19 protein-coding genes are annotated in these 22170 nt (G+C 58.0%); 6 read left to right on the forward strand and 13 right to left on the reverse strand.

Going from position 1 to position 22170, the window contains the following annotated elements; genetic code table 11:
* Window positions 1-359: 359 nt before the first annotated feature.
* Window positions 360-1124: an SDR family NAD(P)-dependent oxidoreductase gene (locus IYV58_RS07245; protein WP_195729506.1), complete on the reverse strand. Its 765-nt coding sequence runs from the start codon at window positions 1122-1124 to the stop codon at window positions 360-362.
* A 182-nt stretch (window positions 1125-1306) separates the two neighbouring features.
* Between IYV58_RS07245 and IYV58_RS07250 the strand changes: the two genes are divergently transcribed.
* A complete protein-coding gene (locus IYV58_RS07250; protein WP_139529628.1) occupies window positions 1307-2644 on the forward strand; it encodes an aspartate aminotransferase family protein in 1338 nt (445 codons plus the stop codon).
* Window positions 2645-2829: 185 nt separating this feature from the next.
* The gene (locus IYV58_RS07255; RefSeq protein ID WP_004130276.1) at window positions 2830-3525 is read left to right on the forward strand and encodes a GNAT family N-acetyltransferase; all 696 of its coding nucleotides are present in this window, start codon (window positions 2830-2832) and stop codon (window positions 3523-3525) included.
* A gap of 101 nt (window positions 3526-3626) precedes the next feature.
* On the opposite strand, the gene betA is transcribed toward IYV58_RS07255, so the two are convergent.
* The 3 genes from betA to betI are packed head-to-tail and all read right to left on the reverse strand — an operon-like array spanning window position 3627 to window position 7382.
* A complete protein-coding gene (betA, locus tag IYV58_RS07260) occupies window positions 3627-5291 on the reverse strand; it encodes a choline dehydrogenase (RefSeq protein WP_142446220.1) in 1665 nt (554 codons plus the stop codon).
* A 14-nt stretch (window positions 5292-5305) separates the two neighbouring features.
* Complete coding sequence (betB, locus tag IYV58_RS07265; protein WP_195729507.1) at window positions 5306-6778, reverse strand: betaine-aldehyde dehydrogenase; 1473 nt, start codon at window positions 6776-6778, stop codon at window positions 5306-5308.
* A 10-nt stretch (window positions 6779-6788) separates the two neighbouring features.
* Window positions 6789-7382: a transcriptional regulator BetI gene (betI, locus tag IYV58_RS07270; RefSeq protein ID WP_004130288.1), complete on the reverse strand. Its 594-nt coding sequence runs from the start codon at window positions 7380-7382 to the stop codon at window positions 6789-6791.
* Between the two features lie 128 nt (window positions 7383-7510).
* Between betI and IYV58_RS07275 the strand changes: the two genes are divergently transcribed.
* Together IYV58_RS07275 and IYV58_RS07280 are read left to right on the forward strand one after the other, a co-directional pair.
* Complete coding sequence (locus tag IYV58_RS07275) at window positions 7511-9544, forward strand: choline transporter (RefSeq protein ID WP_195729508.1); 2034 nt, start codon at window positions 7511-7513, stop codon at window positions 9542-9544.
* Between the two features lie 222 nt (window positions 9545-9766).
* Window positions 9767-9919, forward strand: a complete 153-nt coding sequence (locus IYV58_RS07280) for a Hok/Gef family protein (RefSeq protein WP_112165465.1) — start codon at window positions 9767-9769, stop codon at window positions 9917-9919.
* 192 nt (window positions 9920-10111) lie between these two features.
* On the opposite strand, the gene IYV58_RS07285 is transcribed toward IYV58_RS07280, so the two are convergent.
* From IYV58_RS07285 to IYV58_RS07320, 8 genes are all read right to left on the reverse strand, one after another.
* A complete protein-coding gene (locus IYV58_RS07285) occupies window positions 10112-10897 on the reverse strand; it encodes an SDR family oxidoreductase (protein ID WP_004130297.1) in 786 nt (261 codons plus the stop codon).
* A gap of 105 nt (window positions 10898-11002) precedes the next feature.
* Window positions 11003-11800: an SDR family oxidoreductase gene (locus IYV58_RS07290; protein WP_004130299.1), complete on the reverse strand. Its 798-nt coding sequence runs from the start codon at window positions 11798-11800 to the stop codon at window positions 11003-11005.
* A 60-nt stretch (window positions 11801-11860) separates the two neighbouring features.
* Entirely contained in the window at window positions 11861-12916 is a 1056-nt protein-coding gene (locus IYV58_RS07295) for an ABC transporter permease (RefSeq protein ID WP_004130301.1), read from the reverse strand.
* 17 nt (window positions 12917-12933) lie between these two features.
* The gene (locus tag IYV58_RS07300) at window positions 12934-14478 is read right to left on the reverse strand and encodes a sugar ABC transporter ATP-binding protein (RefSeq protein WP_004130303.1); all 1545 of its coding nucleotides are present in this window, start codon (window positions 14476-14478) and stop codon (window positions 12934-12936) included.
* A gap of 1 nt (window position 14479) precedes the next feature.
* Window positions 14480-15100, reverse strand: coding sequence for a DUF2291 family protein (locus IYV58_RS07305; RefSeq protein ID WP_170100663.1), 621 nt, complete (start codon window positions 15098-15100; stop codon window positions 14480-14482).
* A 43-nt stretch (window positions 15101-15143) separates the two neighbouring features.
* Window positions 15144-16079: a D-ribose ABC transporter substrate-binding protein gene (locus tag IYV58_RS07310; RefSeq protein ID WP_004130307.1), complete on the reverse strand. Its 936-nt coding sequence runs from the start codon at window positions 16077-16079 to the stop codon at window positions 15144-15146.
* A 303-nt stretch (window positions 16080-16382) separates the two neighbouring features.
* Window positions 16383-17903, reverse strand: a complete 1521-nt coding sequence (locus IYV58_RS07315) for an FGGY family carbohydrate kinase (RefSeq protein ID WP_195729509.1) — start codon at window positions 17901-17903, stop codon at window positions 16383-16385.
* Between the two features lie 362 nt (window positions 17904-18265).
* Window positions 18266-19216 carry a sugar-binding transcriptional regulator gene (locus tag IYV58_RS07320; protein WP_004130309.1) on the reverse strand — a complete coding sequence of 317 codons (951 nt, stop codon included), beginning with the start codon at window positions 19214-19216 and terminating at the stop codon, window positions 18266-18268.
* A 364-nt stretch (window positions 19217-19580) separates the two neighbouring features.
* On the opposite strand from IYV58_RS07320, the gene IYV58_RS07325 reads away from it, so the two are divergent.
* Window positions 19581-20411: a transketolase gene (locus IYV58_RS07325; protein ID WP_004130310.1), complete on the forward strand. Its 831-nt coding sequence runs from the start codon at window positions 19581-19583 to the stop codon at window positions 20409-20411.
* Entirely contained in the window at window positions 20404-21339 is a 936-nt protein-coding gene (locus tag IYV58_RS07330) for a transketolase family protein (protein ID WP_049113604.1), read from the forward strand. Before IYV58_RS07325 ends, IYV58_RS07330 begins: the two co-directional genes overlap by 8 nt.
* A 176-nt stretch (window positions 21340-21515) precedes the next feature.
* Here IYV58_RS07330 and entD read toward each other — a convergent pair whose 3' ends face one another.
* Entirely contained in the window at window positions 21516-22139 is a 624-nt protein-coding gene (entD, locus tag IYV58_RS07335) for an enterobactin synthase subunit EntD (RefSeq protein ID WP_195729510.1), read from the reverse strand.
* Window positions 22140-22170 lie beyond the last annotated feature (31 nt).

A 22170-nucleotide genomic window follows, 5' to 3' on the forward strand; every position in this document is an offset into this window, starting at 1 on the left:
ATGGGACACGCCGCGATGCCCTGGCCCCCGCTGAAATCGGCGAACCGGAGGACCGAAGACAAGGGCTGGCCGCCAGGGATGGCGGACAGAGGCGAATCGAGACAGTGATGTCGAGTTGAGCCGACCGCAGGCTGAGGACCGGGAGGTGAGCGCAGTGCGCAGCACCGATTTCTTTGCGGGACCGCGGGGATTGTAAAGGGGGAGACGGTTTTCTCCCCCTTTACCCGTTCACCTACCACGTTGAGACATTTTCTGCGGAATAATAGTGAACGGAACCCCTGTACACTTTCCCGGAGGCGGCGCTTGACGCGCCTGTCCGGGCTACCGGGCCCGGGCGCGGTGTCTGATACAACCAAACCTTAATCCCGATCGATGGCGAACGGCTGCCAGGCCTGACGCACCGGCATCACTTCGACCCGGTTGATATTCATATGGTCCGGCAGCGTGGCGATATAAAACATCTGTTCGGCAATATCCCGCGCGCTCAGCGGTGTGGTGCCGCGATACAGGTTGTCCGACGCCGCCTGGTCGCCTTTGGTGCGCACCAGGGTAAATTCCGTCTCGGCAATACCCGGCGCGAGATCGGTCACGCGCACTCCGGTCCCGAGCAGATCGCAGCGCAGGTTATAGCTGAACTGCTTCACGAAAGCCTTGCTGGCGCCGTAGACGTGGCTGCCGGGATAGGGCCACTGCCCGGCGATAGAGCCGATATTGATGATGCTCGCCCCCGCGCCGTGGTTAATCAGCGTCGGCAGCAGCGCGTGGGTCACGTTAACCAGCCCGGTGACGTTGGTATCGATCATCGTTTTCCAGTCGTCCAGATCCACTTTCTGCGCGGGCTGCGGCGACAGCGCCAGTCCGGCGTTGTTAATCAATGTCGTGATATCGGCGAACTCAGCGGGCAGCGCCGCTACGGCCGCGGCGACCGCATCGCTATCGCGCACGTCGAGTTCGATAATGTGCACCGGTACCTGCGAGGCGTGCTTGTCCTGTAACTTCTTTAGCCGCTCAAAACGGCGTCCGCTCAGCACCAGCGACCAGCCCGCATCGGCGAAGACCTGCGCCGCCGCTTCCCCAAAACCCGAGGTCGCCCCGGTAATAAACACCACTTTGCTCGTTGCCATTTCATTCTCCTGTGCAGGTTGTCGCTCCCACTATAGAAACCCTTCGCGCGCGGGCACAGGGCCAGTCGGCGCGCGGCGATGTGACACGGTGTCACATCATTTTCGCCTGACTGGCTCTATCCGTTTCTCCTCTGAACGGCCAATGATGAGGCCAACAACAACGACATGAGAGAGGGCAGGGTATGAAGCTGGCACTACAGAACGATGTAGCGATAAGCAATGATGAAGTTCGGCAGCTGGATCGCGCTTATGTGTTTCATTCATGGTCGATGCAGGGCAATTTACATCCGCTGGTGATCGCCGGGGCAAAAGGCTGCGAGCTGTGGGATTACGAAGGCAATACTTACCTCGATTTCAGCAGCCAGCTGGTCAACGTCAACATTGGCTATCAGCACCCTCGCGTACTGGCGGCGATGAAAGCCCAGCTGGAAGAGCTGGTGACTATCGCGCCCGCCACCGCCAACCTCGCCCGCGGCGAAGCGGCGAAGCGGATTGTCGAGCTGGCGCCGGAAGGTTTTAGCAAAGTGTTCTTCACCAACGCCGGCGCCGATGCCAACGAGAACGCCATCCGTATGGCGCGGCTCTATACCGGGCGCGATAAAGTGCTCTCCGCCTATCGTTCCTATCACGGCAATACCGGCAGCGCGATTGCCGCCACCGGTGACTGGCGGCGCGTGCCGAACGAGTATTCGCGCGGTCACGTTCACTTCTTTAACCCCTATCTCTACCGCAGCGAATTTAACGCCACGACGGAAGAAGAGGAGTGCCAGCGCGCACTGGCCCATCTGCGGCGGATGATCGAATGTGAAGGTCCGAACGCGATTGCCGCGATTCTGCTGGAGTCAATTCCGGGGACCGCCGGGATTCTTGTCCCGCCGGAGGGCTATATGCAGGGCGTGCGGGCGCTGGCCGACGAGTTTGGTATTGTGCTGATCCTCGATGAAGTGATGGCCGGTTTTGGCCGCACCGGGAGCTGGTTCGCCTTCGAGCAGGACGGCGTAGTGCCGGATCTGGTGACGTTCGCTAAAGGGGTTAACGCCGGCTACGTCCCGGCCGGCGGCGTGCTGATCAGCGAGCCGATCGCCCGCTACTTTGATGACCATTTCTTTGCCGGGGGGCTAACCTATTCCGGTCATCCGCTGGCGATGGCGGCGATTGTCGCCACCATTGACGCGATGAAAGAAGAGAAGGTGGTGGAAAACGCGGCGACCATCGGCAATGAGGTGCTGCGTCCGGGGCTGGAAGCGCTGGCGGAGAAGCACGCGATTATCGGCAACGTGCGCGGCCGCGGTCTGTTCCAGGCGCTGGAGCTGGTCAGCAGCCGCGAACATAAAACGCCGCTGGGCGCGGCCGATATGGCGGCCATTAAAGGCGCGTTGACCGAAGCCGGCCTGCTGGCGTTCGTCGTGGAAAATCGCATTCACGTGGTGCCGCCGTGCACCATCAGCGCCGAACAGGTGACAAAAGGGCTGGCGATTTTTGATGCGGTATTCGCCCGCTTCGCGAGCCTGGCGAAGTAAGAGGATGATTTCCCGGGTCGCGGCGTAAACGCCTTACCGGGCCATCCACTCGTAGCCCCGCTAAGCCTCGCGCAAGCGGGGCTGATTTTCATCCCATCTTAACTCAGTCGCTTATTCTGCCAGCATCTTCCTGCAATCCGGGTTTCTTGATATAACAACCTGATAACACTACGGGAGAGATAAGCGTGCCGGAAATCAATGAATTTGGTCAGCAGGTCAACGATCGCGTGCCGGGCTGGCAGGGCGCGGGGCTTCTGCGCCGCACGGCGTTAAATGGCCGCTTTTGCCGGCTGGAGCCGCTGGATACCGAGCGGCACGCGGCGGATCTGTTTGCTGCCTATGCCCTCGGCGATGACAGCGACTGGACGTGGCTGGCCAGCAACTGTCCGCAGAGCGTGGAGTCAACGGCGCACTGGATCACCGGCAAGGTCATGGACGACGGGCTGGTACCGTATGCGGTTATCGATCTGCACGCCGAGCGGGCCGTCGGGCTGGTCAGCTATATGGCGATTGAACGGGCGATGGGCACGGTGGAGATTGGCCACGTCACCTGGTCGCGGGCGATGAAAAATACGCCGCTCGGGACCGAGGCGGTATGGCTGCTGCTGCAAAATGGTTTTGCTCACGGCTATCGTCGGCTGGAGTGGAAGTGCGACTCGATGAATCTCGCCTCCCGCCGCGCCGCCGATCGGCTGGGGTTTACCTGGGAAGGGCGTCTTCGCCAGAGGATGGTGCGTAAAGGACGCACCCGCGATAGCGATATGCTGTCGATTATCGATAGCGAATGGCCCGCGCGCGATGCGGCGCTGCGGGCGTGGCTGGCGCCGGAGAACTTTGATGCTGGTGGACGGCAGATAAAGCGGCTGGAAGATTTTCGTTGAATTCAGGCCGTGCGCGATGAGTCGCCCGAATAAGCGTAGCGCAATCCGGGAAAATCGCGGTCAGGCCGGGTGAGGCGACGCCGCCACCCGGCATAGATCGTTTAGCGGCGAACCGGCGCATCCCCGGCGACATAATAAGTCGCGGTACTGCGCGGCAGCGGCTGGCGGCCGCGAATGGCATCGGCCATTTTTTCGCCAATCATAATCGTGGTCGCGTTAAGGTTGCCGGTAATAATCTGCGGCATAATCGAGGCGTCGACCACGCGCAGGCCTTCCAGCCCGTGAACCCGACCTTCGCCATCGACCACCGCCATCTCGTCGTAGCCCATTTTACAGGTACCGCAGGGGTGGAAGGCGGTTTCCGCATGGTTGCGCACGAATTCATCCAGTTCGGCATCGCTCTGGCACTCAATGCCCGGACTGATCTCCCGGCCGCGATAGTTATCGAGCGCCGGCTGGCTCATGATTTCACGGGTGATGCGAATGGCGTCGCGGAACTCCTGCCAGTCCTGTTCATGCGACATATAGTTGAACAGGATCGCCGGATGCTGGTGCGGGTCGCGCGATTTCAGACGCACGTGCCCGCGGCTCGGGGAGCGCATGGAACCGACGTGGCACTGGAATCCGTGCTCTTTTACCGCGTTTGAACCGTTGTAGTTAATCGCTACCGGCAGGAAATGGTACTGAATATTCGGCCACGCAAACGCCTCGCGGCTGCGGATAAATCCGCCCGCTTCAAACTGGTTGCTGGCGCCAATGCCGGTCCCGCCGAACAGCCACTCGGCGCCGATTTTCGGCTGATTCCACCACTGCAGCGCCGGGTAGAGCGACACCGGCTCTTTACATTCGTACTGCAGGTACATCTCCAGATGATCCTGCAGGTTCTCGCCGACGCCGGGTAGGACGTGAACCAGCGGAATATCGAACTGGCGCAACAGTTCCGGGTTGCCGACGCCGGAGCGCTGCAGGATCTGCGGCGAGGCGATAGCGCCCGCGCAGAGCAGCACTTCTTTATTGGCGGTGGCTTTTGACGGTGCGGCGCTGTCGCCCTCCAGCCATTCGACGCCGACGGCGCGCTTGCCGGCAAAAATAATATGATCGGTCAGCGCGTGGGTGCGAATAGTCAGATTGGGACGCGCGCGGGCCTGGTCGAGATAGCCGCGCGCGGTACTGGCGCGGCGTCCCTGCGGCGTCACGGTACGATCCATCGGGCCAAACCCTTCCTGCTGATAGCCGTTGAGATCGTCGGTGCGGGGGTAGCCGGCCTGTACGCCGGCTTCAATCATCGCGTGGAACAGCGGATTATTGCCCTGCTTTGGCGTGGTGACGCTGACCGGGCCGTCGCCGCCGTGGTAGTCGTTGGCGCCGATATCGCGGGTTTCCGCTTTGCGGTAGTAGGGCAGGCAGTCGAGGTAGCTCCAGTGCTCCAGCCCCGGCGCCGAGGCCCAGTTGTCGAGATCCATGGCGTTGCCGCGGATATAGCACATGCCGTTAATTAACGAGGATCCGCCGAGGCCCTTTCCGCGTCCGCACTCCATGCGGCGATTGTTCATATGCGGTTCAGGCTCGGTCTCGTAGGCCCAGTTATAGCGCCGACCCTGGAGGGGAAAGGCCAGCGCGGCGGGCATCTGGGTGCGGAAGTCGAAACGGTAATCCGGGCCGCCCGCTTCCAGCAGCAGGACGGTGGTATCGGGATCTTCCGTCAGTCGTGTCGCCAGTACGTTGCCGGCGGAACCGGCACCAATAATAATGTAGTCAAACTGCAAAAATGACCTCCTGGTTAAAATATGGATTGAAACTGACCCATCTCAACCTGGATGGATTTTATCTGGGTGTAGCTGTGCAGCGTCTGCACGCCGTTTTCGCGGCCAATGCCGGAGTGCTTGTAGCCGCCGACCGGCATCTCCGCCGGGGATTCGCCCCAGGTGTTGATCCAGCAGATCCCGGCCTCCAGCCGATGAATCAGGCGATGGGCGCGGTTTAAATCCGGGGTGACGACGCCGGCGGCGAGGCCATATTCGGTGGCGTTGGCGCGGCGGAGGGCCTCTTCTTCATCGTCGTAGCTCAGAATCGACATCACCGGGCCGAAGATCTCTTCGCGAACGATGGTCATCTGGTCATCGCAGTCGGTAAACACCGTCGGGGCGACCCACGCGCCGTGGTCGAAGCCTTCGCCTTTCAGCGCTTCGCCGCCGCAGAGCAGGCGCGCGCCTTCTTGCTTACCGGTCTCGATGTAGCGCAGCACGTTATCGCGATGCGGAAAGCTCACCAGCGGCCCGAAGTTGGTGCCTTCAGCGAACAGATCGCCGGGGCGGATACGCGCCACGCGCGCGAGGATTTTCTCTTCAAACGCCGCTTTCAGGCGTGCCGGAACGAATACCCGGGTGCCGTTGGTGCAGACCTGGCCTGAACTGTAGAAGTTAGCCATCATCGCGATGTCGGCGGCGAGGTCGAGGCTGGCGTCTTCGCAGACGATCAGCGGTGATTTGCCGCCCAGCTCCATGGTTACTTCTTTCAGTGAAGAAGCGGCGGCGTTAGCCATCACTTTTTTGCCGCTGGCGACGCCGCCGGTAAAGGAGATTTTGGCGATGTCCGGGTGCTCGGTGAGATACTGACCGGTTTCGGCGCCCGTGCCCGGTAGCACATTAAACACGCCTGCCGGCAGGCCCGCTTCGCGGTAGATCTCCGCCAGCTTCAGAGCGGTGAGCGGGGTAACTTCACTCGGTTTGAAGATCATCGCGTTACCGGCCGCCAGCGCCGGGGCCGATTTCCACAAGGCGATCTGGATCGGGTAGTTCCAGGCGCCGATCCCGGCGACCACGCCCAGCGGTTCCCGGCGGGTATAGACAAATGCGCTGTCGCGCAGCGGGATTTGGCTGCTTTCCAGCGCCGGGATCAGGCCCGCGTAGTACTCCAGCACATCCGCGCCGGTGACGATATCGACGGCGGCGGTTTCGCTCAGCGGTTTGCCGGTATCGAGGGTTTCCAGACGCGCCAGTTCGTCGTTGCGAGCGCGCAGAATATCTACCGCTTTACGCAAAATGCGCGAACGTTCCATGGCGCTCATCGCCGCCCAGATTTTTTGCCCTTTTTGGGCGCTTTTTACCGCCCGGTCGACATCTTCGCGCCCGGCGGCCTGGACGGTCGCCAGCACTTCCCCGTTGGCGGGGTTAATCGTCTCGAAGGTTTTACCGCTGGTGGCGGATACATAACCACCGTCGATGTAAAGCTGCTGTTCGGCCATTCGGGACATGGGTCCTCCATTATTGAGAAGTCGGTGGCAGGTATTGGCTGATGAAGTGCTCGGCGAGCGTTTCGGCGCGGGCTTTATCCAGCGGTTTACCGCTCAGCGCCGCGCGTAGCCACAGCCCGTCGATCAGCGCGGCGAGACCGTATCCGGCCTCCTGCGCCTCTTCGCGCGGCAGGGCGCGCTGGAATTCATAGACGATATTCGACAGCAGTCGTCGGCTGCTGACCTGCTGCAGGCGATAGAGCATCGGCTGATGCATGCTGCTGGCCCAAAAGGCGAGCCAGGCTTTCATCGCCGCGCTGCTTATCTGGCTGTCGTCGAAGTTGCCCGCCACGATGGCGCGTAGGCGTTCCTGCGGGCCGGCGTCGGGCAGGGCGTGCAGGCGGCTCAATACCGCCTGGCGCAGCTGGCCGGTGATATCGCGCATCGTCGCTTCCAGCAACCCGTTCTTATCCTTGAAATAGTGGCTGATGATGCCGGTCGATACGCCAGCCCGTCGGGCGATCTGCGCGACGGTGGCATCGTGCATTCCCACTTCATTGATGGCGGCCAGGGTGGCGTCAATCAGCTGCCGCTGCCGTATCGGTTGCATCCCCAGTTTGGGCATTTCGTAGACTCCATTCATCAGCTTTGTTTATCTATTAAAGCGGTTTTTGATTGGACGTTCAATATAAAATGTGTCTTAATTGTTGCGGATTTTTGTTTTAATAGTTGCAAAAACAGTAAGGAGAATGGATGACAGACCTTTCACCGAGCAGAGAAAAGGACAAAATCAATCCGGTGGTTTTTTACACTTCCGCCGGACTGATTTTGTTGTTTTCCCTGATGACTCTTTTCTTCAGCGATTTTTCCGCGGCCTGGATTGGCCGTACCCTGAACTGGGTTTCCCGCACCTTCGGCTGGTACTATTTGCTGGCCGCGACGCTCTATATTGTGTTTGTGGTGTGCATCGCCTGCTCGCGTTTCGGTTCGGTGAAGCTCGGGCCGGAACACTCGAAGCCGGAATTTAGCATGCTCAGCTGGGCGGCAATGCTGTTCGCCGCCGGTATCGGCATCGACCTGATGTTCTTCTCCGTCGCCGAGCCGGTGACCCAGTATATGCAGCCGCCGGAAGGGGCGGGGCAGACCATGGAGGCGGCGCGCCAGGCGATGGTGTGGACGCTGTTTCACTACGGGCTGACCGGATGGTCGATGTATGCCCTGATGGGGATGGCGCTGGGATACTTTAGCTATCGTTATAATTTACCCCTGACCATCCGCTCCGCGCTCTATCCGATCTTCGGCAAGAAGATTAATGGTCCGATTGGCCACAGCGTGGATATCGCCGCCGTTATTGGCACCATCTTCGGTATCGCCACCACCCTCGGGATTGGTGTGGTGCAGCTAAACTACGGCCTCAACGTGCTGTTTGATATTCCGGATTCGCTGGGGGCGAAAGCGGCGCTGATCGTACTGTCGGTGATCATCGCCACTATCTCGGTGACCTCTGGGGTGGATAAAGGCATCCGTATTCTTTCCGAGCTTAACGTGGTGCTGGCCCTCGGGCTGATCCTGTTCATCCTGTTTATGGGCGACACCGAGTTTCTGCTCAACGCGCTGGTGCTCAACGTTGGCGACTATGTGAATCGTTTTATGGGCATGACCCTTAATAGCTTCGCCTTCGATCGGCCGGTAGAGTGGATGAATAACTGGACCCTGTTCTTCTGGGCGTGGTGGGTGGCGTGGTCGCCGTTTGTCGGCCTGTTCCTGGCGCGTATTTCACGTGGACGCACCATTCGTCAGTTTGTGGTGGGAACGCTGATTATCCCGTTCACCTTTACCCTGCTGTGGCTGTCGGTGTTCGGCAATAGCGCGCTGTATGAAATCATCCACGGCAACGCGGCCTTCGCCGCCGAGGCGGTCGCCCACCCGGAGCGCGGCTTCTATAACCTGCTGGCGCAGTATCCGGCGTTTACCTTTAGCGCTTCGGTGGCAACCATTACCGGCCTGCTGTTCTATGTGACCTCCGCGGATTCCGGGGCGCTGGTGCTGGGTAACTTCACCTCGAAGCTGAAGGATATCAACAGCGATGCGCCAAACTGGCTGCGCATCTTCTGGTCGGTGGTTATCGGCCTGCTGACCCTGGGGATGCTGATGACTAACGGCATTTCCGCCCTGCAGAACGCAACGGTGATTATGGGGCTGCCGTTTAGCTTCGTGATCTTCTTCGTGATGGCGGGGTTATATAAGTCGCTGAAGGTTGAGGATTATCGCCGCGAGAGCGCCAACCGCGACACCGCCCCGCGACCGCTCGGCGTGCAGGATCGCCTGAGCTGGAAGAAGCGCCTGTCGCGGCTGATGAACTACCCCGGCACGCGCTATACCCGCCAGATGATGGAGACGGTGTGCTTCCCGGCGATGGAAGAGGTGGCGCAGGAGCTGAAGCTGCGCGGCGCTTACGTCGAGCTGAAAAGCCTGCCGCCGGAAGAGGGAGACAGCCTTGGCCATCTTGACCTGCTGGTGCATATGGGCGATGAGCAGAACTTTGTTTATCAGATCTGGCCGCAGCAGTACGCCATTCCCGGCTTTACCTACCGGGCGCGCAGCGGGAAGTCGACCTACTATCGTCTGGAGACCTTCCTGCTGGAAGGGAGTCAGGGCAACGACCTGATGGACTACAGCAAAGAACAGGTCATTACCGATATTCTTGACCAGTACGAGCGTCATTTGAACTTTATTCACCTGCATCGCGAAGCGCCGGGCAACAGCGTGACCTTCCCCGGAAAGTAGGCCGTCTAAACGTTTTCTGAAAAAGGGATTTAGCTGGTTAAATATACAGTGAATTGCGCAGGGAAGCGTATGATGACGGCGGGTGCCTGAGGCTTTCTGCGTTCAGGCTTAGGTGAGGATTCAGAAAGACGAAGCCTCAGGAGATGTTCCCATCAACCTGAGGCCTACAATCCAAACCTAGCACGCTGGATAGTAGCCTCTTCTTCGCATGGAGGCAACGAGATGCTGACAAAATACGCCCTGGTGGCAATCATCGTGCTGTGTCTGACAGCGCTGGGATTGACGTTAATGGGGCGCGACTCGCTGTGCGAGCTGAGCATCAAAGAACGTAGTATGGAGTTTAAGGCCGTTCTCGCTTACGAAACGAAGAAGTAGCCGGTATGCGGGGAGCTATCCCCGCTTATCCGCAGGCTGGGTAAGGCACCTTAAGGCACCTTTTTTCTGCTTATGGGGCAGGATGGACGGCGAGAGAACATCGACCGGTTAAAACAATCGCGCCGCCACCCTGCATACTGCTTCGCCGGTCGCTGCCAGTATATTGACATCCATACCGGTATTCGGTCCGTTCTACCAGCAGACAAAACCACCATCAACCACCAGGTCAACGCCGGTACAGAACGATGCGGCATCGCTGGCGAGGAACAGCGCCGGGCCGGCCATCTCCTCAACCTTCGCCATACGCTGGATCGGCGTCTGGCTTTCGAATTCGCGAGTCTGATGAACCATCTCAGGCCGGGTGTTCATCGGCGTGGCGGTATAGCCGGGGCTGATGGAGTTGACCCGAATCCCTTTGCCAATCCACTCCATCGCCAGGCTTTTTGACAGGTGGATCACGCCCGCCTTGGAGCAGTTGTAATGGGCCTGATCGAGGCCGCGGTTAACGATAATGCCGGACATCGAGGCGATATTAATAATCGAACCGCCGCCCGTTTCCTGCATCAGTTCGGCTTCCGCTTTACAGGAGTTCCATACGCCGGTGAGGTTAATATCGATCACCCGCTGCCACTGCTCGGTTTCCATCTCCAGCGCCGGATTGGCGTTGGCGATACCGGCGGCGTTGACGGCGATATCAAGGCGGCCAAAGCGGCTTTTTGCCAACGCCACCCCAGCGCGTAAGTCGCTAAGCTGGCGCACATCGCCGGTGTAGAAACAGGCCTCGCCGCCGATGGCTTCGATATTTTTTACGGTTTCGGCAAGGCCGCCATCTTCGCGGAGATCGAAGCAGACGACCCGAGCGCCCGCGCTGGCGAGTCCGTAAGCAATCATTTGGCCGATGCCGCTGCCCGCGCCGGTTACAAAGGCCACGCGGTCCTGCAGATTAAATAGCTGTTGGGCAAAATCTTTTGCGATCATAGTTATCACTCTCTGAATAAATATCCTGCGGCACGCCAGGTGACCAAACCGTGCCGATCTGTAGCCCGGGTAAGGCGTCAGCCGCAACCCGAGGAAACAGCCCAACTACGACATAATCAAGCCGCCGTCGATATTGATGGTCTGCCCGGTGAGATAACGCGCATCATCGGAAGCCAGGAATGCCACCAGCCCGGCAACGTCTTCCGGTTTGCCGGCGCGCTTCATCGGAATGCCTTCGACCCACTCCGCCATCAGCTCGCCTTTACCGTAGCGCTTCTGCTCGGTGCTGAGGATTTCGCCCCAGACGCGATCGTTGTAGTCCCACATCTCGCTCTCGATAATGCCCGGACAGAAGGCGTTGACGGTGATATTCCACGGCGCCAGCTCGTGGGCCAGGCTCTGGGTGATGCCGATCACGCCCATTTTGCTGGCGGCATAGTGCGGGGTGTAGATAAACCCCTGGCGGCCCTGGCCGGAAGAGGTGTTGATCAGGCTGCCGTGGTTCTGTTTGACCATATATTTGGCGGCCTCGCGGCAGCACAGCCAGACGCCGGTGGTGTTAACTGCCAGCACTTTTTCAAAGTCGGCTTTTGGCATGCGATCGTAATAGTCGATGGTGATCACCCCCGCGTTCTGGATAGAGACGTCGATGGCGCCGAAACGTGCCGCCGCCTGCTCGTACAGCGACTGCACCTGCGCTTCATCGGTGACATCAACCTGTAACGACAGGATATCGGCCTGATAGCGCTGGCGTAAGGTTTCCGCCGTTTCGTGGACGCGCTCGGCGTTAGAGACCATCACCAGATTCGCGCCGTCGCGAGCAAAGCGCTCGGCAATACCGGCGCCAATTCCGCGGCAGGCCCCGGTGATAACCACCGTTTTATTTGTGAAATTTCTTTGCATATTTTTCATCCCTTATAGAGGCCGGGCGGCAGAGCGTCCGGCGGGGTAATAAAGACGTGATTAACTGGTGGCTCCTGCCGCAGCCAGCTTCTCCTCATGACGACGCATCAGGATGACTTTGTTCTGCAGTTTTTGCTGGAACTGGTCGACGACGACGGCGGTGACGATAACCACGCCCTTAATGACCATCTGCCAGAAGTCGCTGACGCCCATCATCACCATGCCGTCGGCGAGGAAGACGATGACGAACGCGCCGATGATTGAGCCGGTCACCCGACCGCGACCGCCCGCCAGCGCGGTTCCGCCGAGCACGGTGGCGCCGATGGCATCCATTTCGAACATATTGCCGGTCATCGGGTGCGCGGTTTGTAGCTGGGAGGCGACGATAAGGCCGACGAACGCCGAGCACAGGCCGGAGAAGGCGTAGACGAAGATTTTTGCCTTAACGATAGGCACGCCGGCCAGACGAGCGGCGGATTCGTTACCGCCGATGGCATAGATATAGCGGCCCAGCGGGGTTTTGGTGGTCAGCCAGTAGCCCAGCAGCAGGAAGCCGATCATCAGCCAGATTGGCAGATAAATGCCCATCAGCGTCCCGGATCCGAGGGTGGAAAAACCGGTGTTGCCCAGCGCTTCCATGCCGTTAAGGTTCGGGTAGGTGCTGCCGTCGTTGAACAAGAGCGCCGAGCCTCTGGCGACATACATCATGCCCAGGGTGCAGATAAAGGGCGCAACGCCGAAGCGGGTGATGACCGCGCCGTTCACAAAGCCGACCAGCACGCCGAAGAGCGCCACGCAGAGGATCACTTCCGGTACGTTGAAGAAGATAACGCTGCCGTTCCATAAGGGCAGGCCGCTGGTTAACAGCGCCCCGGCCACCATGCCGCAGATGCCGGCGACGGCGCCGACGGAGAGGTCGATACCGCCCGTCAGGATAACCAGCGTCATGCCGATGGCCAGCAGGCCGGTGATGGCCACGTGCTGGGTCATAATCAGCAGGTTAGATGTGGTCAGGAAATTCGGTACCATCACGCTGAAGAACGCGATAACCAGCAGCAGAGCGATAAACGTTCTGGCCTTCAGCAGGTACATATAAATCATATATTTCTGGTTCATGATGGGTTCCAGCCTGATTAATCTTGAGGTGTTGAAGCCGCGATTAATTTTTCGCGGGTCACCGCATGACGCGGTAAATCGGCAGTAATCCGGCCGTCGGCCATGACCAGGATGCGATCCGCCAGCGCCATCACTTCATCCAGCTCCGATGAAGAGAACATCACTGCCAGACCCTGCTGGGCCATTTTGCCGATCAGGTGATATACGTCGGTTTTCGCGCCGACGTCGATACCGCGAGTGGGCTCGTCGAGAAACACCACCTCCGGCTTCGTCATCAGCGCTTTGCCGAGCACCACTTTTTGTTGGTTGCCGCCGCTGAGCGAGGTGATAGGCAGATCGGGGTCGCTGACCTTGATCGCCAGTTCGCGAATCATCTCTTTGACGCAGGCGATTTCTTTCTGCGGATTGAGCCACTTCCACGCCCGGCGAAAGCCCTGCAGGCTGAAATCAGAGAGGGTCATATTCGATTGAATCGACATCATCTGCACCACGCCTTCGCCCTGACGGTCTTCGGGCACCAGCGCCAGCCCTTTTTTAAGCCGCGCCTGGAACGGCGCCTTGTCGATATTTTCGCCGTTGAGATGGACGTTCCCGCTCTGGCAGGGCATCAGACCGACCAGGCCTTTAAACAGCTCCGTGCGTCCGGCGCCGAGCAGGCCATAGATGCCGATCACCTCTCCCTTACTTAAGGTAAAGGTCACATCGTTGAGCTTATAGCCGCCGCTGGAATGAAGCGCCGTCAGACCTTCAACCGCAAGCACCGCTTCGCCTTTCGGCGCCGGCCGGTAGTCGAAATGTTTTTTCTTATCGCCGACCATCTGTTCGATAATCCACGGAATACTGGCGTCGCTGACCTCGCGCTCGCTGATAAAGCGCCCGTCGCGGAAAATGGTGATGTGGTCGCCAATTTCCATTAGCTCTTCCAGACGGTGGGAAATATAGATGATGGTGACGCCGCGACGTTTAAGCTGCTCAATGACGTTAAACAGGATTTTGACTTCCGACTGGCTGAGCGCGGAAGTGGGTTCATCCATAATTAATACCCGGGTGTCTTTTGAAAGCGCGCGCGCAATTTCTACCAGTTGCTGATGGCCGATGCCTAATTCGCCGAGTTGGGTGTAGGGATCGACATCAAGCTCCAGCCTTTCCAGTAATGATTTGGCTAACTCATATTGATATTTTTCGTTAATTTTCCCTTTTTGAAAGAATTCGTTAGCCATAAAAATATTATCCATGACGTTCATATTCGGGAATAAATTTAACTCCTGAAATATGATGCTGATTCCCTGCTTTTCCGCCTGGTGCGTCGAGCTAAGGGTCACCGGAGCGCCATCAAGAATAATTTGACCGGACGAGGGTGTTTCAACGCCAGCAAGCATTTTCATCATGGTGGATTTACCCGCACCATTTTCACCGATCAGAACGTTTACTTTATTTCGATAGACCCGGTAATTCACGTTATCTAAGGCGACGACGCCCGGATAAACACGGGATAATTCGCGGGTTTCGATAATAACTTCAGAGTCGACTGGTTGGGAATTGACGAGTTCTTGCCGCTGCATGTTATTGTCCTCCCAAACGAACAATTTTTGCTGGCGTAATATCAGGAATGTTCTGTGGAATATCCCAGGCCGAGAACACGCCGTACACCTGTACCGCTTCGCCGGTTTTCACTTGCGCCGTCTGGATCATTTTTACCGCGTGTTCGTTAATCTTCCGGCTATATTCGCCAAACAGCACCTGATCGTTAAAGTCCTGATAGCTGGAGCCCTGATAGCCGTCGCGTAATAATGTGCCGCGCAGCGTCGGGCCAATTTGCACCACCACGTTGCCGCCGTGGGTATCCTCAATCGTCATTTTTCCGCTGCGCGAAGCGGAATCAATTTTGCTGATATTGCCTTCGACTTTGACGTAAAACACGCAGGGGTTTTCGTCCTGAGCGCGATAGCCTAACGCTTTGCAGGCGCTATCAATATCTTTCGCCGCGCGCAGGGCGGTCATAAGCTCGGCAACGGGGCGAGCTTTAGCCACAACCTGGGGAACCAGCTGGTCTTGCCATGTCCGATCGATATCCGCCATATGCGGATTGGGCGGAGATTTAAGATCGGCCAGCTCCTGCTGAGAGACGATACGACAGCCTCCGAGCGCGAGAACGACCAGCATCAGCGAGATTTTTTTATACATAATACGCTCCTGTGCGCCCCGGACGGGGCGCAACAACCCGAAATCAGGATTTGATATTGAAGTCCTGCACTTTGTCTGCATTGTCCTGAGTAATCAGAATGCCGCGGAACATCACGCGCTGCTTGGCCGGTTTTTCACCTTTTTGCAGGTAGTTATCGAGGTCGGTCACCCCCTGAGCGGCGATGGCCTGTGCCTGAAGCATCACGGTGGCCTGCAGGGTGCCGGCTTTTACCGCGTCGCGTTCATCGTTGCTGCCATCGATACCGACCACCACCACATCGTTACGATTCGCCGCTTTCAGCGCGGCAATGGCGCCAAGAGCAACGGGACCGTTGCCGCAAATTACGCCTTTAACATCGGGGTGCGCCTGCAGAATACTGTCCATAATGCGCTTGCCGTCGATTAAGGTGCCCTTCGCGTCCTGTTTAGCGACGCTGACCATATCCGGGTACTGGTCAATCACCTGGTGGAAAGATTTAGAGCGGGTCACGCAGTTATTATCTGCAAGGTTACAGGTCAGTTCGGCATATTTTCCTTTTTCCGCCATTTTCTCGACAAATACGTTGGCGACTTCAGAACCGGCCTGGAAGTTATTGTGGGTAATTTGCTCCAGCGCGATATCATCGACAGGAATTTCGCGATTGATTAAAACCACCGGAATACCCGCTTTCTTCGCTTTTTCAATGGCGGCGACGCTGGCGGTGGAATCGGCGTTATCCAGAATAATGCCCTGAACTTTTTTACCGATGGCGGTATCGATCAGCTCATTCTGTTTTTTGACATCTTCGCCATGCGACAAAATGGTGGTCTGGTAGCCCAGCTCTTTGGCTTTTTCGCTGGCGCCCTTGGCTTCAGAGGCGTAATAGGGGTTATCCAGCGAGTTAACCATGATCATAATGGTGCCTTTTTCTGCCGCCTGGGCAGCGAAAGAAAAGGCGGTCAGGGTGGCTGCGGTTAAAAGCGTTAAACGTAATTTCATGACAATTTTCTCTCTTGGTTGTTATTGTCGGGTACGGTGAAACAACGTAAGGCCTGCAAATCGAGTTTATGGGCCGGGGGTCTCCTTTTGTTGATAATTAAGAGCCTATCCATTAGGGCTATTTTACTGGCCATTTTGAACGCCCTTCAGGGCGGCCCGGAGGGCGAGCATCGCGAGTTAATCCTCACGTACTACGTGTACGCTCCGGGATCGAAGCGCTGTCCGTATTCAAACTGCCTGCGCCAATAACGCCTACGGGAATAGGCTCTAAGGTGCGTCACGCGTTCGATTCCCTGGTGGGCGTCAGGCGGACGTTGCCGGTTTCCATAATGTTCTGTTCACCGCATGGCGCCACTCCTGCCATCTCTTCTGCAGGCGCTGGTGGCGGGCCATATCGGGGATAAATTCGCTGTGTTCGGTTAAAAAGGCTTTCAGGTCGGTGACCGTTCCCGGATTCAGGGCCTTGCGCGCAAGGAGGGCCGCGCCAATCGCCGACAGCTCGGCAACGTCGCTGCGCATCACCGGGCAGCCAAGCAGGTCAGCCTGATACTGCATTAACCAGTCGTTCTTAGTCGGGCCGCCGTCGACCATCAGCGCCGTTAAGTGGAAGTCGTCCTGCTGGCGCATCGCCACCACAACATCGGCAATTTGATAGGTAATGGATTCCAGCGCGGCGCGAATCAGATGGGCGCGCTTGACGCCGCGGCTCAGGCCGCAAATCACGCCGCGGGCGCTGTCATCCCACCACGGGGCGCCCAGGCCGGTTAACGCCGGTACAAAATAGACGCCCAGCGTGGAGTCCACGGAGGCGGGCAGGGTGTTGAGTTCATGCGCCAGTTCAGCATCGGAAAGTTCGCTCAAGCCGGTGCTGTCCGCCATCCACGCTACGGCATCGCCGGTATGCGGAATATTACCTTCGAGTCCGTAGGTGATGCTGTCGCCGTCGTGCCAGGCGATGGTGGTGGCCAGCGCGTCGATATCGCACTGTGCGGATTTTACCGGCGCCATCACCGATGACCCCGTACCGTAGGTGGCTTTCACGCAGCCGAGTTCGCCCAGCGCGTGGCCAAACAGCGCGGCGTGGGAATCCCCGACCATCGCCATCACCGGAATACCGTCTGGGATAGCGTTCAACCCCCGGGTATAGCCAAACAATCCGCTGGAGGGCTTGATCTCCGGCAGCGCGGCGCGCGGGATCTGGAACAGCGCCAACATGTCGTCGTCCCACTGGCCGGTTTGCAGGTTCAGCAGCTGGGTACGCGCGGCATTGGAGTAATCGCAGTAGAACGCATCGCCCTGGGTTAAGTTCCACAGCAGCCAGCTGTCGATAGTGCCGAGGCAGATTTCTCCGCGCTCAGCCAGCGCGCGCCCCTCATGAAGAGATTCCAGCAGCCAGCGCATTTTCGAGGCCGAAAACAGAGGCGCGATCGGCAGGCCGGTCACGGCCTTGATTTGCTGCTCTTTATCGCTGTGGCGCAGTTCATCGCAAAACGCGGCGCTGCGGCTGCACTGCCAGGTGATCGCGGCGTTAATTGGCTTACCGCTCTGGCGATACCAGCCGATCGCGGTCTCGCGCTGGTTGCTGATGGCTAATGCCGCGACGTTTTCTGCGCCAACGTGCGCTACCGCTTTCGCGATAACCGCCAGCGAAGCGTCAACCAGGACTTCTCCCGACTGCTCGACCCAGCCTTCACGCGGCGTCTGGATCGCCAGCGGCTGAGAGAATTTCACCACGACCTGGCCGCGGCTATCGAGTACGACGGCTTTGGCATTGGTGGTGCCTTCGTCCAGCGCAATGATGAACTCTTTACGTGTTGCCTGCATTAGGTAGTCTCCTGAGTCACACTTCGTCCTGGCGCGGAGGGGGAAGTCGGTATTCCTCTTTATCGCATTGCTTCTTAGCAGGCCATGATGTGACAATTCGTTTTCACTTTTTTAATCACTGAATATATATTCGATAGTGATTATTTATTTGTTACCTTAGCCAGAAACTTCCCGTCGGGCTACCGGAAAAGTTATCAATTGTGCTGGCAATCACACTTATCCGTTTGGTGAAGCTTCCGGATGTCGGAGGAAAAGAGCGCGGTTGGATGGTTATATACGATTGAAATATAAAAATTTATTGCCTAAGCCTTTACGCCTGAAGGAGAGCGTAAAGGCTGTGGGAAAGTGTTTGAGTGAGGAAATTACCCGGCGATAAGCAGCCTGGCCGTTGGATAATCGGTGATCAGAACATCGATATAACCGCCCGAAAGCGCGCCTTTGATAGCCGCCACCTTCTCGCTGCCACCGGCAAGGGCCACCACGTTAGGGCACTTCTTCACCTTCTCCAGCGCCATGCCGATCACAGGATCTTCATCATCGCGCAACACCGCCTTGCCGTTTTTATCGTAGTAGTGCAGGCAAATGTCGCCCACGGCGCCGCGTTCCGCCAGCACCTGGAGCATATCTTCGTGATAGTAGTTACCGGAAGTTTTGAGCAGCTGCGAAGGCTCAAGGATGCCAATTCCGACGATGGCGATATCGACTTCGTCGAAGCGGGCAATGACGTCGGCGACATCTTTGCTGGCCACGAGGCGATTTTTCTCCTCAGTGGAGCCTTCAATGCTCTGGGAAGGGAGTAGCCAGGCTTCACAGTTCAGATGCTGCGCCAGGGTCTGGGTCAGGATAGTCGCCTGCACGTTACCATTTGGGCCCACGCCGCCAAGCAGTTGAATCACGCCGTTGGCCTTCAGGTTTTGCGCGTGAACCTCATCAACCATTGCGCGGATAGTCGAACTCCATGAAGAGACGCCGATCAGATCTTTCGGCCGCAATCGCGTTTCCAGATAGTGGGCGGCGGCGGAACCGATGGCGCGCTTGATGGTGTGATCGTTGGCGTCGTCTTCGGTATCCACGACGATGGCCTGTTTAATTCCGTAGCGATCCTCGAGGCCTTTTTCAAGATTGAGGAAAATATTCGATGGCTGAACAACGCTGATTTTGACCACGCCCTCTTTTTGGCAGCGGGCGATCGCTCGGGAGATAAATGACTGAGAAAGCGAGAGAAGTTGAGCGATATCGGACTGCTTTCGTCCTTCAAGATAGTAGAGCGTGGCAATCTTAACTAATAGCCGTTGTTCATCCTGCTTAGCCATATATTTCCCCGAAAATCATTTACGTGCAGCCATTATGTTAGAGCTCATTATCATACGCGAAAAGAAAAGACAGTTAAGTGTGATGGATATCTAACTTTCGCCAATCCTCAAAATCAGCGATGGACAAAAACAGAACAGTAGCCGCATAATTGAATAAAGAGTCGTTAGTGAATATATATTCATAGCGATTTCAGGTCAACTGAAAAGTGTCCGGGTGACGTTACGCCCGGTGGTAAGGAGGCAGAATGTTCCTGAGTATGATGCAGCGGCGTAAGTCTTACGATGCGTTGCCTGGGGATGTCTGGTTTTTTTAGTCCCTGACGGAATAAATATTCCAAGTTGAAAATAAATTCAGAGGTATTAAATGAATCCCTATAGCTATGATGTCCAGGCACTCGAGCGCAAAGCCCGCGCCGTACGTCGCCATATCGTCAGATTGAACGCCAACAGCCCTGCGGGCGGGCACACCGGCGCCGACCTGTCGCAGGTTGAACTGCTCACCGCGCTCTATTTCCGCATTCTGAACGTCGCGCCGGAGCGTCTTGCTGACGATCAGCGCGATATTTACATCCAGTCGAAAGGCCATGCGGTGGGCTGCTACTACTGCGTGCTGGCCGAGGCGGGCTTCTTCCCGGTTGACTGGCTGGACACCTATCAGCATGCCAATTCCCATCTTCCCGGTCATCCGGTTCGTCAGAAAACGCCGGGCATTGAGCTCAACACCGGCGCGCTGGGCCACGGTTTGCCTGTTGCGGTGGGGCTGGCGCTGGCGGCGAAAAAAAGCAACAGCTCCCGCCGCATCTTTTTAATTACCGGCGATGGCGAACTGGCGGAGGGCAGTAACTGGGAAGCGGCGCTAGCCGCGGCGCACTACGGCCTTGATAATCTGATCATTATTAATGACAAGAACAATCTCCAGCTGGCGGGGCCGACGCGCGAAATTATGAATACCGATCCGCTGGCCGACAAATGGAAGGCCTTCGGGATGACGGTCACCGAATGCCAGGGCAACGACATGGCCTCGGTTGTCGCGACCCTGGAAGGGCTGAAGCAGGAAGGTAAACCGAACGTCGTTATCGCCAACACCACGAAAGGCGCCGGTATTTCCTTTATCCAGGGGCGCCCGGAGTGGCACCACCGGGTACCGAAAGGCGAAGAGATTGCACTGGCACTGGAGGAACTGAAAGATGAGTAATGCAGAACACCTGGCGAGCGTGATGGTTCAGGCCTTTATTGATGCGGTTGACCGCGGCGTCGATCTGGTGCCGGTCGTCGCTGACTCCACCTCAACGGCCAAAATCGCGCCGTTTATTAAGCAGTTCCCCGGTCGTCTGGTGAACGTGGGCATCGCCGAGCAGAGCATGGTCGGGACGGCGGCGGGTCTGGCGCTGGGGGGGAAAGTGGCGGTCACCTGTAACGCCGCGCCGTTCCTGATTTCCCGCGCTAATGAGCAGATTAAGGTCGACGTTTGCTACAACAACACCAACGTTAAGCTATTTGGCCTTAACGCCGGCGCCAGTTACGGACCGCTGGCCAGCACCCATCACGCGATTGACGACCTGGCGGTGATGCGCGGCTTCGGCAATATCCAGATTTTCGCCCCGTCTTCGCCGCGCGAATGTCGACAGATTATCGATTACGCCATCGGCTATCAGGGGCCGGTCTATGTTCGTCTTGACGGTAAGGCGCTGCCGGAACTGTATGACGAAAGCTATCGCTTTGTGCCGGGAGCGGTCATCACGTTGCGGGAAGGCGAGGATATCGCGCTGGTCGCTACCGGATCGACGGTGCACGAAATCGTCGATGCCGCGCAGATGCTGGCCGATGCGGGGATTCAGGCCAAAGTGGTGAGCGTGCCGTCTATTCGCCCTTGCGATACCGCCGCGCTGCTGGCGGCCCTGAAGCCGTGCAAGACGGTGATTACGGTGGAGGAGCATAACGTCAACGGCGGCCTTGGGAGCCTGGTGGCGGAAGTGCTGGCCGAAGCCGGCGCGGGAATCCCCCTCAAACGTCTGGGGATCCCGGATGGCGAGTATGCGGCGGCGGCGGACCGCGGCTGGCTGCGTAAACATCACGGTTTCGATGCCGCATCCGTCGCCGAACTGGCGCAGAAAATGCGCTGATATCAGCGAGTGGCAAGCGCGTGCCCGGTGATACCGGGCCTGCAACAAATGTGCAGCGAGAGGATAGCGCGGTATTCGTAGGCCGGGCAAGGCGGTAGCCGCCGCCCGGCAGAAATGCGGGTATGGTGCTGAAAGCGGGTTGCCATCCGTCTCCGGTTGTCGCAGCGGCGCGTCTTTTATGGCGCGCAGAGCGTGATGACGCAGTCCCCTGCCTTAATCCACTGTAGCTGATACTCCCCGGCGGAGAGCCGAAGCCGCAGGTTTCCTTCCTTTATATATGTAACCTCAAAGTCGCTGAAACCTATCCTGGCCTGGATCGCCGAATGGCTGGCCTTAAACGCGCTCTCTTTTGCCGAAAACGCCAGCGTCAGCGCCAGCTCAGGCGGCAGGCCGCTGGCGTCCAGCCGTCTTTTTTCCGCGCTATTGATGATGCTGCTTTCCAGTTCCGCCGCCAGCGAAGGCACCATGACTCGTTCGATATCAACGCCGACCGGCCCGGCGGAGACAACCGCCAGCGCGCTGCGTTCGCAGTGGCTGATGCTGCCGTACCACGGCGCGGGCCACAGGGGCTGGCGTTGGTCACCAATGGCAGGCACCTCTTTTTCACCCACTTCCCGCAGCGCGTAAACCGCGGCGATACGCCCGGCGAGATGCTCGGACTGCCGCTTGCGGACGCAGCCGCTTAACCGGGCATGATGCGGGAGCCAGAGGAGGTCTTCAGGCTGGAAGGTCAACGGGTCGAAATCCACCCGCTGCAGCGAGTGACCGGCAAGTTGAATGATCGAGTGTTGGATGTGCATCAGGCGATGTTAACAGATTCTCCCTTCCGCC

This window comes from Klebsiella sp. BDA134-6, assembly GCF_015601345.1.
In the GTDB taxonomy this organism is placed as follows: domain Bacteria; phylum Pseudomonadota; class Gammaproteobacteria; order Enterobacterales; family Enterobacteriaceae; genus Klebsiella; species Klebsiella grimontii.